At 72.0% G+C, this 12,003-nt stretch carries 15 protein-coding genes; 4 read left to right on the top strand and 11 right to left on the bottom strand.

The features are described from left to right. Positions 1 to 85: 85 nt before the first annotated feature. The gene (locus tag ACQPXD_RS00995; RefSeq protein WP_432833855.1) at positions 86 to 403 is read left to right on the top strand and encodes a hypothetical protein; all 318 of its coding nucleotides are present in this window, start codon (positions 86 to 88) and stop codon (positions 401 to 403) included. A gap of 844 nt (positions 404 to 1,247) precedes the next feature. On the opposite strand, the gene ACQPXD_RS00990 is transcribed toward ACQPXD_RS00995, so the two are convergent. The 9 genes from ACQPXD_RS00990 to paaA form a co-directional block, all read right to left on the bottom strand. After that, the gene (locus ACQPXD_RS00990) at positions 1,248 to 1,940 is read right to left on the bottom strand and encodes a demethylmenaquinone methyltransferase (protein WP_432833853.1); all 693 of its coding nucleotides are present in this window, start codon (positions 1,938 to 1,940) and stop codon (positions 1,248 to 1,250) included. Then, a complete protein-coding gene (gene mqnC, locus ACQPXD_RS00985; RefSeq protein WP_432833851.1) occupies positions 1,937 to 3,172 on the bottom strand; it encodes a cyclic dehypoxanthinyl futalosine synthase in 1,236 nt (411 codons plus the stop codon). The genes ACQPXD_RS00990 and mqnC overlap by 4 nt, the downstream gene beginning before the upstream one ends. A 57-nt stretch (positions 3,173 to 3,229) precedes the next feature. After that, positions 3,230 to 3,931 carry an anti-sigma factor gene (locus tag ACQPXD_RS00980; RefSeq protein WP_432833849.1) on the bottom strand — a complete coding sequence of 234 codons (702 nt, stop codon included), beginning with the start codon at positions 3,929 to 3,931 and terminating at the stop codon, positions 3,230 to 3,232. Continuing rightward, positions 3,931 to 4,539, bottom strand: coding sequence for a sigma-70 family RNA polymerase sigma factor (locus ACQPXD_RS00975; RefSeq protein WP_432833847.1), 609 nt, complete (start codon positions 4,537 to 4,539; stop codon positions 3,931 to 3,933). Before ACQPXD_RS00975 ends, ACQPXD_RS00980 begins: the two co-directional genes overlap by 1 nt. A gap of 64 nt (positions 4,540 to 4,603) precedes the next feature. Beyond that, positions 4,604 to 5,719, bottom strand: coding sequence for a 1,2-phenylacetyl-CoA epoxidase subunit PaaE (gene paaE, locus ACQPXD_RS00970; RefSeq protein WP_432833845.1), 1,116 nt, complete (start codon positions 5,717 to 5,719; stop codon positions 4,604 to 4,606). After that, complete coding sequence (paaD, locus tag ACQPXD_RS00965) at positions 5,716 to 6,168, bottom strand: 1,2-phenylacetyl-CoA epoxidase subunit PaaD (protein WP_432843537.1); 453 nt, start codon at positions 6,166 to 6,168, stop codon at positions 5,716 to 5,718. Before paaD ends, paaE begins: the two co-directional genes overlap by 4 nt. Further along, on the bottom strand, positions 6,162 to 6,866 hold the full coding sequence (paaC, locus tag ACQPXD_RS00960; RefSeq protein ID WP_432833843.1) for a 1,2-phenylacetyl-CoA epoxidase subunit PaaC: 705 nt from the start codon (positions 6,864 to 6,866) through the stop codon (positions 6,162 to 6,164). The genes paaD and paaC overlap by 7 nt, the downstream gene beginning before the upstream one ends. Further along, positions 6,863 to 7,141, bottom strand: a complete 279-nt coding sequence (paaB, locus tag ACQPXD_RS00955) for a 1,2-phenylacetyl-CoA epoxidase subunit PaaB (protein ID WP_432833841.1) — start codon at positions 7,139 to 7,141, stop codon at positions 6,863 to 6,865. Before paaB ends, paaC begins: the two co-directional genes overlap by 4 nt. Continuing rightward, entirely contained in the window at positions 7,134 to 8,153 is a 1,020-nt protein-coding gene (gene paaA / locus ACQPXD_RS00950; RefSeq protein WP_432833839.1) for a 1,2-phenylacetyl-CoA epoxidase subunit PaaA, read from the bottom strand. The genes paaB and paaA overlap by 8 nt, the downstream gene beginning before the upstream one ends. A 246-nt stretch (positions 8,154 to 8,399) precedes the next feature. On the opposite strand from paaA, the gene ACQPXD_RS00945 reads away from it, so the two are divergent. The 3 genes from ACQPXD_RS00945 to ACQPXD_RS00935 are packed head-to-tail and all read left to right on the top strand — an operon-like array spanning position 8,400 to position 9,904. Next, positions 8,400 to 9,290, top strand: coding sequence for a hypothetical protein (locus ACQPXD_RS00945; RefSeq protein WP_432833837.1), 891 nt, complete (start codon positions 8,400 to 8,402; stop codon positions 9,288 to 9,290). Between the two features lie 51 nt (positions 9,291 to 9,341). Continuing rightward, positions 9,342 to 9,557: a ribbon-helix-helix domain-containing protein gene (locus tag ACQPXD_RS00940; protein WP_432833836.1), complete on the top strand. Its 216-nt coding sequence runs from the start codon at positions 9,342 to 9,344 to the stop codon at positions 9,555 to 9,557. 35 nt (positions 9,558 to 9,592) lie between these two features. Beyond that, the gene (locus tag ACQPXD_RS00935) at positions 9,593 to 9,904 is read left to right on the top strand and encodes a type II toxin-antitoxin system PemK/MazF family toxin (protein WP_432833834.1); all 312 of its coding nucleotides are present in this window, start codon (positions 9,593 to 9,595) and stop codon (positions 9,902 to 9,904) included. 30 nt (positions 9,905 to 9,934) lie between these two features. On the opposite strand, the gene ACQPXD_RS00930 is transcribed toward ACQPXD_RS00935, so the two are convergent. Both ACQPXD_RS00930 and ACQPXD_RS00925 read right to left on the bottom strand, forming a co-directional pair. Continuing rightward, complete coding sequence (locus tag ACQPXD_RS00930; RefSeq protein ID WP_432833832.1) at positions 9,935 to 10,819, bottom strand: RNA polymerase sigma-70 factor; 885 nt, start codon at positions 10,817 to 10,819, stop codon at positions 9,935 to 9,937. After that, positions 10,816 to 11,988, bottom strand: coding sequence for an NAD(P)/FAD-dependent oxidoreductase (locus tag ACQPXD_RS00925; RefSeq protein ID WP_432833830.1), 1,173 nt, complete (start codon positions 11,986 to 11,988; stop codon positions 10,816 to 10,818). Before ACQPXD_RS00925 ends, ACQPXD_RS00930 begins: the two co-directional genes overlap by 4 nt. Positions 11,989 to 12,003: the final 15 nt, after the last annotated feature.

The following is a 12,003-nucleotide window of genomic DNA, read 5'->3' as shown; positions in this document are numbered from 1 at the left end:
CATACCACCCGACTCGGGTGACCCTGTCCACAGGCGCCATCTGGCCATCGACACAGCGTCACCGTCTCGACGATCCTGGGTCACTGTGGACACCGCATCTCGACACCTGGCGACCCGCCTGCTGCGCCGCGCCGGCCTGTGGTCCTGGCGGCCGGACGCCCCGGTCGCCGACGCCTGGGGCCCGATCATGGTGGGCGACGTGGTCTTCCCGTCCGCGCGCCTGGTCGTGGACTTCGGCTCGTCTTCCTACACGGACCCGGTCGACCGGGCGCGGCTGCGACTGCGGGCCTCGGGCTGGACGCTGGCGACCTACTCACCAACCGACCTGCAGCGCCGCCCCGTCACGGTCGGCCGCGAGATCCGCGCCCTACTCGACCACCTGACCCCAACCCGCTACCCCTGACCGCAGCCCGCCCCAGCGGCGATCGCCTACAGATATGTCCAGACACTCCGTGTCCGGACATATCCGATTTATACCCCGACAGGCCCGATATCCGTTTCGGCCGAATACCCAGCACCGGCGACCGGGCGCCGCGACCAAAACCTTCCGCGATCATGCCGTAGCCGCGGCCCGTTTCGCGGGTTTTCCATGATCACGGAGAGTCTATGTACTCATAGGTACCTTATGTCTCCGCGATCACGGGAAACCCGCCGTGCGCCGACGACAGTCGCATGATCACGGAGAGATTCGTCCGCTCCCACTGCGGCTGGTAGGTGCATCCGGTAAGTCACGACGCCTGGCGGCGTCACGACTTACCGGATATTTCGCCTGGCGGGTCATAAATCCTATTTGCTCGGGTTGGGCGGCAGGAGCGACTTCGGCGGCGAGGCGCACGGTGACTCGGCCGGGTCCGCGCAGACCAGCCGACCGACCACCACGCCGCCCCACCCGGCGCTGCCCGTCGAACCAGGCCGCGCCGCCGGACCACCCGGACCGGGAGCCCGACGCTGTCCGTCGAGCGAAGCCGCGCCGCCGGACCACCCGGAGCAGGAGCCCGACGCTGCCCGTCGGGCGAGGCCGCGCCGCCGGACCACCCGGGCCGGGAGACCAGCGCTGCCCGTCGGGCGAGGCCGCGCCGCCGGACCACCCGGGCCGGGAGACCAGCGCTGCCCGTCGAGCGAAGCCGCGCCGCCGGACCACCCGGGCCGGGAGACCAGCGCTGCCCGTCGAGCGAAGCCGCGCCGCCGGACCGGCCGGAGCGGGAGACCGGCGCCGATCCAGCCCGGGCGCCGGCGGCGGCGGGGCGTCAGGTGCGGAAGCCGCGGTGCAAGGCCACCACGCCGCCGGTCAGGTTGCGCCACGCGACCTTGCGCCAGCCGTGCTCGCCGATGCGGGCCGCCAGCCCGGCCTGGTCCGGCCAGGCGCGGATCGACTCGGCCAGGTAGACGTAGGCGTCGGGGTTGCTGGAGACGCGCTTCGCCACCTGCGGCAGCGCGCCCACCAGGTAGCCCTGGTAGACGGAGCGGAACGGCCGCCACGTCGGGGTGGAGAACTCGCAGATCACCAGGCGGCCGCCCGGCTTGGTCACGCGGGCCATCTCGCGCAGGGCCGCGTCCGTGTCGGCGATGTTGCGCAGCGCGAAGGAGATGGTGACCGCGTCGAACGTCTCGTCGGCGAAGGGCAGGTGCAGGGCGTCGGAGGCGAGCAGCGGCACCTCCGGGCGCTTGGCCCGGCCGGCCTGGAGCATGCCGACCGAGATGTCCGCGCCGACCGCATACGCGCCCGAGCGGGACAGCTCCAGCGTCGACACGCCGGTGCCGGCGCCCAGGTCGAGGACCTTCTCGCCGGGCTTGAGGCCCAGGGCGAGGCGGGTCTCGCGGCGCCACATGCGGTCGCGGCCGCCCGACAGGACGGTGTTGGTGACGTCGTAGCGGCGGGCCACGCCGTCGAACATCGCCGCGACCTCGCGCGGCTCCTTGTCCAGCGACGCGCGGGTCACGAGGTCACCGGCGTCAGCGGCAGGGAGCGGCCGGTGCCGCCGCCGGGAATGGCGATCGACGAGAAGTGCGACTGCACGCGCTCGTCGGTCGGGTCGTCGGCCTCGGTCCAGTGCACCGTGAGGTGGCGGTACTGCGTGTCGCGCTGCGCCGGAATGCGGTCCGCGCCGCGGATCATCCCGACCAGCTCGGTGAGGCGCGAGCGGTGCCGGGCGCCGGCGGAGGAGATCACGTTCTCCTCCAGCATGATCGAGCCGAGGTCGTCGACGCCCTGGTGCAGCGAGACCTGACCGACGTCCTTGCCCGTGGTCAGCCACGACGACTGCAGGTGAGCGATGTTGTCGAAGAAGAGCCGGGCGACGGCGACCAGCCGCAGGTACTCCAGGCTGGTCGCCTGCGTGCGGCCCTTGAGGTGGTTGTTCTCCGGCTGGTAGGTCCACGGGATGAACGACCGGAACCCGCCCACGGTGCCGGCGAGGTCGGCCGCCACCGAGTAGCCGTTGGCGACCGCCAGGTCCTGCACGTCGCGGATCAGCCGCAGGTGCTCGATGCGCTCCGCGTTGGTCTCGCCGGTGCCCATCATCATCGTCGCGGTCGACGACACGCCCAGCCGGTGCGCCGCCGCCATGACCTCCAGCCAGCGCGCGCCGGACTCCTTCAGCGGCGCGATCGCCTGCCGCGGCCGGTCGGGCAGCATCTCCGCGCCGGCGCCGGCGATCGAGGCGAGGCCCGCGGCCTTGATCCGGGTGATCGCGTCGGTGATCGAGACGCCCGAGACCTTGGCCATGTGCAGCACCTCGGACGGGCCGATCGAGTGGATGACCAGCTCGGGGAAGGCGGTGTGCACGGCCGAGAACATCGACTCGTAGTACTCCACGCCGTAGTCCGGGTGGTGCCCGCCCTGCAGCATCACCTGCGTCGCGCCGAGGTCGACCGCCTCGGCGCAGCGGCGCAGGATCTCATCGGTGTCGTGGGTCCAGCCCTCGGCGTGCTTCGGCGCCCGGTAGAAGGCGCAGAACTTGCACGCGGTCACGCAGACGTTCGTGTAGTTGATGTTGCGTTCGATGATGTACGTGACGATGTTGTCCGGGTAGCGCCGCCGGCGCACGGCGTCGGCGGCCTCGCCCAGCTCGTGGAACGGCGCGTCCGTGTAGAGCAGGAGCGCCTCGTCCGGGCCGATCCGCCCGCCGTCGGCGGCACGCTGCAGAATCTCGCTGATCACCGGAGTCGTCACACCCAGAGCGTACCCAGCGCGGGGCGGGCGGCGAGCGGGCGTGCCCAGGATCACGAGCTACCGCAGAACCAGCGGATCCCCGACAGGGTTGGTGGGCTCTTTCGACCCTCCCGCCGGCTCCAGGCTGAGGCCGAAAACAGGGTCCACACCGCGGATAAAAAACCGCCCGGTGCCGGAGGGGGTCTTGCCGACGTCCCGGGGAGTAGTACCGATCATCCACAGCTGGTAGATCTTGCCGTCGCCTGGAGCGGACAAGCCGTCGAGCACCGCGACGGCCGCGTTGCGCGAGGGCGAGACCACCACCGTCACCCGGCCGCCGCGCATCGAGGCGCTGACCAGCCGGGCGTCGGCCGCCGCCAGCACCGCGTCGACCTGGGCGTTGTCGCTTGCGTACCGCTGCTGCACGACGGCCCAGGTGCCGACGCTCGCGCCGGCCACCAGCACCACCGCGGCGGCCGCCGAAACGGCCCAGCGCCGCAGCCGGTTGCGGCCCGCACGCCCGGGCGCGGCCGCGTTGGGCCGGGCTCGTTCCTGGGGGGTACGCGCGATCTGCTCCAGCACCGACTCCCGCAGCCGGGCCGGCGGCGCCTCGGCGACCGGCTGGGCCAGCCAGGCCGCGGTCTCGCGCAGCTCGGCGACCTCGGCGGCGCACGACGGGCAGTCGCGCAGGTGCCGGTCGAACGCGGCGCGCTCCAGGTCGTCCACCGCGTCCAGCGCGTAGGCGCCGGCCAGCGCGTGAATGTCCACGGTCCCGGGCATCAGAACGTCACCCCCAGGCAGTCCCGCATCCGGATCAGCCCGTCGCGCATGCGCGTCTTGATCGTCGGCAGCGGGGTACCAAGCAGATCCGCGACCTCGCGATAACTGTTGCCCCCGTAGTAGGCCAGCGTGATCGCCTCCCGCTGGAGCTCGGTGAGCCCGTCCAGGCACCGGCGCACCTGCTGCTGCTCGATGCGGGCGGTCGCCGCCTCGACCACGTCGTCGTAGGGCGTCTCGGCGCTGACCGCGGCGACCCGCTTGACCCGCTCCACGCCCGCCTGCTCGGCGCGCACCCGGTCCACGGCGCGGCGGTGGGCGATCGTGAACACCCAGGCGGTGGCGGAGCCGCGGGAGGCGTCGAAGCGTCCGGCGGTACGCCAGACCTCGACCATCACCTCCTGGGTGACCTCCTCGGACTGGGCGGGGTCGCGCAGGACCCGCCGGATCAGGCCGTACACCCGGGCCGACACCAGGTCGTAGAGCTCGGCGAAGGCCCGCTCGTCGCCGCGGGCGACCCGGGCCAGCAGGTCATTGGCGTCGGGCGGGCGCTGCTGCGGCGGCGGGACGGCCACCAGCCGCTGGGCGGGCGGCTCCGGTTCGGGTCTCATGTCGCTCATTCGGCGCCGCCGCCGATCCGGATGGGTCCGACCATCCGAAGCCGATCGCTACCGGTCATGCATCGAAGTCCACCACAACACGGTCGGTGATCGGCATCGCCTGACAGGTCAGGACATATCCGGCGGCGAGCTCGCCGGGCTCCAATGCGAAATTTCGGGCCATCTCCACCCGGCCCTCCACGATCCGGGCCCGGCAGGTCGAGCAGACGCCGCCCTTGCAGCTGTACGGCAGCTCCGGCCGGACCCGCGTCGCCGCGTCGAGGATCCGCTCGTCGTGCGCCATCGTGAAGGTCGTCTCCCGCCCGTCGAGCCGGACGGTGACTTCGGCCCCCTGCTCGGGCTGCTCAGCGGGGGCCGGGCGCGCCGCCGGTGGGGCGTCGTCGACGTGGAAAAGCTCCGTGTGTACCGCCGAATCGACGACCCCGTGCACGCTGAGCGCCACCTTCGCGTCGAGGACCATGCCGTGCGGCCCGCACAGGAACCACTCGTCGACGCTGCCCGGCGGCAGCAGCGCGTCGAGGATCGCGCCGATCCGCGCCTCGTCGAGCCGCCCGGACAGCAGCGGCGACTCCTGCGCCTCCCGGGAGAGCACGTGCATCACGTGCAGCCGCTGCGGGTAGCGGTCCTTGAGGTCGGCCAGCTCCTCGGCGAACATCACCGTGCCGGCCGCGCGGTTGCCGTACACCAGCGTGAACCGGCTCTCGGGCTCGCTCTGCAGCGCGGTGGCGGCGAGCGACAGCACCGGCGTGATCCCCGAGCCCGCCGCCACGGCCGCGTAGTGCCGGGCCCGGCCCGGGTCGAACGCGGTGGTGAAGTGCCCGAGCGGCGGCAGCACGTCGACCTCGTCGCCGGGGGCGAGCCGGGACAGCGCGAACGTGGAGAACGCGCCGCCGGCGACCCGCTTGATGCCGATCCGCAGCACGCCCTCGTCGCGCAGCGCCGCCGGGGTGGAGCAGATGGAGTACGACCGGCGGACCTCCGTGCCGTCCTCGGCGTGCCGCCGGACGGTGAGGTGCTGGCCCGCGCGGAACGCGAAGACCTCCCGCCGCGCGGCCGGCACGTCGAAGGTGACCGCGACCGCGTCGTCGGTCAGCCGCTCGACGTCGACGACGGCGAGGCGGTGGAACATCGGCCGGCGCTTGGCGGGCCGGCGGATCGAAGAGACCGTCATATCGCCTTTACCTGCTCGAACGGCTCGCCGCAGGCGCGGCAGCGCCACAGAGCCTTGCACGCCGTGGAGCCGAACCGCGAGAGCTGCTCGGTGTCGGGCGAGCCGCAGCCGGGGCAGCGCACGGTCAGCGCGACCCTTACCGGGCCGGGCGGCGCGATGCCCGATTCGGCCAGTTTGGCCCGCCCCGCCTCGGTGATCCAATCCGTTGTCCACACCTGGCGGAGGTCGATGTCGACCGTGACGTCGCGATACCCCTCCGCATGCAGCGCGGCGGTGACGTCGGCCCGGATGGCGTCCATCGCCGGGCAGCCGGAGTAGGTCGGCGAGATCGTCACCGTCACGCGGTCGTCACGCTCCGCGACCCCGCGCAGGATCCCCAGCTCCTCGATGGTGACCACGCGCAGCTCGGGGTCGCGCACGGCCGCCGCGATCGCCCGGGCGCTCACCAGGTCGCCCCGGGGTGCGCCCGATGCAGCACCTGCATCTCGGCCAGCAGTTTGGAAAGCTCCTCGGTGTGTACCCCGCGCCGCCCGCCGGTCGGCGCCCAGCCGTCGGCCGGCCGGGTCAGCGTCGCCCGCTCCAGCACCGCGCCGACCTCGGCCAGCCAGGCCGGGCGCAGTTCGGCCGGCTCGCCCTCGAACAGCTCGTGCGTGTAGGGCCACAGCGCGTCGAGCGCGGCCCGCATGCGCCGGTGCGACTCCTCGGTGCCGTCGCCGAGGCGGACCGTCCACAGCGCCGCGTGCTCGGCGTGATAGGTGGACTCCTTGCGCGCCTTCCCCGCGATCCCGGCCAGCCGCGGGTCGTCGCCGGCGCTCAGCCGCTCGTAGCGCAGCCGCTGGTACACCGAAAGCAACAGCAGCTTGCCGATGGTGAGCGCGAAGTCGCCGTTGTCCAGCTCGACCAGCAGCGCGTTGCGGAACTCGCGGTCGTCGCGCAGGAACGCCAGGTCGTCCTCGTCGCGCCCGCGCCCCTCCAGCTCACCCGCGTAGGTCAGCAGCAGCCGCGCGGCGCCGAGCTGGTCGAGCGCGATGTTGGTCAGCGCGATGTCCTCCTCCACCTCCGGCGCGCGCGAGCACCACTCGGCCAGGCGCTGCGCCGCGATGAGCGCGTCGTCGCCGAGGGCGAGCACGGACTCGAACACCGTCATATGTGCTCCGCACCTTCCGGGACGGTGTAGAAGGTCGGGTGGCGGTACACCTTGTCGGCGGCCGGATCGAAGAACGCGTCCTTCTCGTCCGGGCTGCTCGCGGTGATCGCCGCGGCCGGCACGACCCAGATCGACACGCCCTCCTGCCGGCGCGTGTAGACGTCGCGGGCGTTGCGCACCGCCATCTCGGCGTCGGGCGCGTGCAGCGAGCCGACGTGCGCGTGCGAAAGGCCGCGGCGTGGGCGTACGAAAACCTCCCACAACGGCTCAGACATGGGTCACCGCCCGCTTCCCGGCGTGCGCCCGGGCGGCCTCGCGCACCCACGCGCCCTCCTCGTGAGCGCGCCGGCGGTGCGCCATGCGTCGGCGGTTGCAGGGCCCGTCTCCATTGATCACGCGCATGAGCTCGTCGTAGTCGGGCCGGGTGTAGTCGTACGACCCGCGCTCGGCGCTCCAGCGCAGCCCCGGATCGGGAATCCGCAGCCCGAGCACGCCGGCCTGCTGCACGCACATGTCCACGAACCGCTGCCGCAGCTCGTCGTTGGAGAACCGCTTGATCTTCCAGGCCATGGAGCGCTCCGAGTGCGTCGACTCGCCGTCGGGCGGCCCGAACATCGCCAGCGACGGATACCACCAGCGGTTCACCGCCTCCTGCGCCATCTCCCGCTGCGCGGGGGTGCCCTGGGCCAGGGTGTTGAGGATTTCGTACCCCTGCCGCTGGTGGAAGGACTCCTCCTTGCAGATGCGGATCATGGCCCGCGCATACGGCCCGTAGGAGCAGCGGCACAGCGGCACCTGGTTGACGATCGCGGCGCCGTCCACCAGCCAGCCGATCGCCCCGATGTCGGCCCAGGTCAGGGTCGGATAGTTGAAGATCGAGCTGTACTTCTGGCGGCCCTCCAGCAGCAGCTCGACCAGCTCCGCGCGGGAGATCCCGAGCGTCTCGGCCGCCGCGTAGAGATACAGCCCGTGCCCGGCCTCGTCCTGCACCTTGGCCAGCAGGATCGCCTTGCGCTTGAGCGAGGGCGCGCGAGAGATCCAGTTGGCCTCGGGCTGCATGCCGATGATCTCGGAGTGCGCGTGCTGGGCGATCTGGCGGATCAGGGTTTTGCGGTAGCCCGCGGGCATCCAGTCGCGCGGCTCGACCTTCTGGTCGGCCGCGACGATCGCGTCGAAGTATTCCCGCAGCTCACCGTCGGCCTCGACGGTGCGCCGGGAGGCCGCGTGCAGGTCCCGCCCGGCGCTGTCGACCTGCTCGAGGAGCGGGGCGAAGTCGTTGCCGTACACCTGTCCAGTGTTACCGCCTCCAGCAGGCCCGGCAAGCAGGTGTCACCCGGCATCGAGCCAACTACCAGGGACTTTTGAGCGCGTCCCGGTCGCGGCCTGTCCGGTTTGAGGAGAGACTGATCCGGAAATTTCACCCATGCCGGGTGAACCGCGATCGCTTACGACCTGTTAACGCCGGCAACACCTGCTCATGACCGGCGGCCGGTGGAATTGGCGCCGACCGCCCAGGGAGGGACCACCGACCTCATGCGTAAGCGCGTCGGATTTATCGTGTTCGTCCTGCTCGTCGCCGTTGTGCTGGTCGGCGTGCCGTTCATCTGGGGCAGCGACCTGCTCAGCCTCAACACGCACTCGGACGCCGCCGCGCCGGCCTCGGCGCTACAGGATAGCGAGAGCCCGGCCGCCAGCGAGGCCCCGACCCGCAAGGCGGCGCCGGCCGCCCCGACCGCGCCCACCTTGCCACCGGCGCTGCTGCACCCCGCCCCGGTGGCCGTCAACGCGACCGGGTTCTGGTCCTGGACGGTGCTGGACCGCCGTACCGGCGCCATGGCCGGCTCCCCCAACGCGAACACCGCCCAGCGGACCGCCTCGATGATCAAGGCCTGGCTCGCGTCGGACTACCTGCGCCGCACCCCCAGCCCGAGCAAGTCGAACCTCTCCCAGCTCAGCACCATGATCCGCAACAGCGACAACAACGCCGCGTCGTACTTCTGGGGCCTCGACGGCAAGTCGGCCAGCATCTCCCGCCTGGTCCAGATCTGCGGCCTGACCGACTCGAAGTACTACATCGACTGGGCCAGCACGCTGGTCTCGGCCCGCGACGCCGCCCGCATGGGCGCCTGCATCGGCGACGGCCGCGCGGCCGGCCCGCAGTGGACCGACTGGGTCCTCAACGAGATGCGCAACGTGGCCAAGGACCAGAAGTTCGGCATCACCCCGGCCCTGCCCCAGCCCGACCAGGCCGGCACCGCCGTGAAGAACGGCTGGATCGCCCGCAGCGACGGAAAATGGCACGTGAACTGCCTGGCCATCGGCACCGACTGGGTCCTGAGCGTCCTGACGGTGTACCCAGCCACCAAGGGCCAGGACTACGGCGCCGACATCTGCGAGTCCGTAACCCACCAACTCCAGGCCTGACCCGCCCCACCGACGGTAGTAACGGCGGTAGGACGCCGGTAGGATAGGGATATGAAGGTTAGCGTGAGCCTCCCGGAGGACGACATCGACTTCGTGGATCGCTACGCCCGCGACCACGGCACGACCCGTTCGGCCGCAATGCACGAGGCTGTCCAGATGCTTCGCCATCGCAACCTCGCCATGGATTATGCGGCGGCCAACGAAGAATGGGTGGCCAGCGGCGAGGCCGACCTCTGGGATGCCGTGACCGGCGACGGCGTGCGTTGAGACGCGGCGACGTCTTCCTGGCTGACCTCAGCCCGGTGATCGGCTCGGAGGCCGCCAAGCGCCGGCCCGTGATCATCGTCAGCAACAACGCGGCCAACCACAGCGCCGTCTCGCGAAGTCGCGGTGTCGTCACCATCGTGCCGGTCACCAGCAACACCGCGCGTGTCTATCCCTTCCAGGTGCTCCTGCCGGCCGATCCGATGATCGGCCTGACCATCGAGTCGAAGGGCCAGGCCGAACAGGTCCGCTCGATCGACGTCACGCGCGTCGCCCAGCGACTCGGCACGCTTCCCCCACCGTTGCTGCGCCAAGTCGACGAAGCGCTCCGCCTGCACCTCGACCTGTAGCCGGGCTCACAGCCCCCACGGACCTGGTGCTTATCGGAGGGTGAGTGGGGTTTGGGACTCGACGCGGGACAGTTTTGCCGGGTTGCGGACGTAGTAGATGCCGATGACGCGGGCGTTCTCGACGCGGGCCGCCATGATGCCGTCGATCTCGCCGTTCAGGCGGACGACGAGGGCCGGGTTGCCGTTGACCAGGCTGAGGGCGGCCGTGATGGTGCCCTCGGTCTTGCCGTAGGCGCCGACGAAGAAGCGCACCAGCTTCTCGGCGCCGATGATCGGGCGTAGGGCGGCGTGCTTGACGCCGCCGCCGTCGCTGACCAGGACGACGTCGGGGGCGAGCACGTCCAGCAGGGCCTGCGGGTCGCCGGTTTCCAGGGCGCGCTGGAGCGACTCCAGCGCCGCCCGGGTCTCGCCGGCCGAAACGACCTGGCGGGGGCGGCGGGCGTCGACGTGCTGGCGGGCGCGGTGGGCGATCTGGCGGACCGCCGCGGGGGTCTTGCCCACCGCGGCGGCGATGTCGTCGTAGCCCAGGTCGAACGCCTCGCGCAGCACGAAGACGGCGCGCTCCGTGGGTGTCAGGGTCTCCAGCACGAGCATCATCGCCATCGACAGGCTCTCGGCGAGCTCGACGTCCTCGGCGACGTCCGGCGCGGTCAGCAGCGGCTCCGGCAGCCACGGGCCGACGTACGCCTCCTTGCGCCGCCGCATGGTGCGCAGCCGGTTGAGCGACTGCCGGGTCGTGATCCGCACCAGGTATGCGCGCTGGTCACGCACCCGGCCCACGTCGACCTTGACCCACCGCAGCCAGGTCTCCTGCAGCACGTCCTCGGCGTCGGCGGCCGAGCCGAGCAGCTCGTAGGCGACCGTGAACAGCAGGTTGCGGTGGGCGAGGAACGTCTCGGTGGCGTGCTCGCTCATACGTGGTCCATCAACGGCAGACGCTGCTTGCGCTTGACGTCCTTGATCGGCCAGGTGTGCGAGCCGGGTTTGCGCGCCTCGGCCGACATCTGCTTGATGGGGCTCTGGCAGGCGGCCTCCTTGACCATCGCGGTGAGGCGCCCGCTCAGGTGGAGGCTCGTCGCGGTGTCGTCGCGGTGGGCGAGCTGGAACACGGCGGCCCGGCGGCCCAGGCTGATACACATGCCGGCGGTCCCCTTGGTGAGGTCCGCCGGTCGCTGCCCCGCGATCCGGCTGAGCACCGTGTCGGCGGCGTGCGAACCGAGCGGCAGCGCGGCCTGGCAGCTCATCCGCAGCGGCAGGTCGGACGGGGCCGCCGCGTCCCCGGTCGCGACGATGCGCTTGTCGTCCACGCTGGTCAGCGTCTCGTCGGTGCGCAGCCGGCCCAGGGCGTCGGTGCTCAGCCCGCTGCGCGCGGCCAGGTCCGGCACGGCGAAGCCGGCGGCCCAGATCGTCACCGCGCTCGGCACCTCGCGGCCGTCGCCGAGCCGCACGGCGCCGGCCGTCACCGCCGTCACCGCCGTGCCGGGGCCGTCGAGCACGGTCACGCCGAGCCTGGCCAGCGCCCTGGCCACCGCGCGGCGGCCCCGCGGGTGCAGGTACGGGCCGAGCACGCCGCCGCAGACCAGCGTCACGCTCCGGCCCAGCTCCGCGAGCTCGGCGGCGACCTCGATGCCGAGCGGGCCGGCGCCGACCACCGACACCGGGGCCGTCGCGGGCGCCGCGTCGAGGGCCGGGCGCAGCCGCTGCGCCTGCTCCAGGGTCGCCAGCGGGTAGGCGAACTCGGCCGCCCCGGGTACACCCGGGTCGGCGCTGTCGCTGCCCACCGCGTAGATCAGATAGTCGTAGCCCACCGTGCCGCCGTCCGCCAGCGTCACCCGGCGCCCGGCCGCGTCGATCCGGGTCACCGTGCCGACCACCAGCCGGACGCGGCCGGCCAGGATCTTTCGGTAGTCGACCACCGCGTCGTCGGACCCGCCCACCAGTTGGTGCAGCCGAACCCGCTCGACGAAGGCCGGGCGCGCGTTGACCAGGGTCACGGTCACATCGTCGCGCTGCGTCAGGCGGTTGGCGGCCATGACTCCGGCGTACCCGCCGCCGACCACGACCACATTCGTCATTCCAGTCATGCCCTCAAGACACCG

This window comes from Dactylosporangium sp. CA-092794 (genome assembly GCF_050948465.1).
Classification (GTDB): Bacteria; Actinomycetota; Actinomycetes; order Mycobacteriales; family Micromonosporaceae; genus Dactylosporangium.
This window is presented reverse-complemented; position numbering and strand designations above follow the sequence as displayed.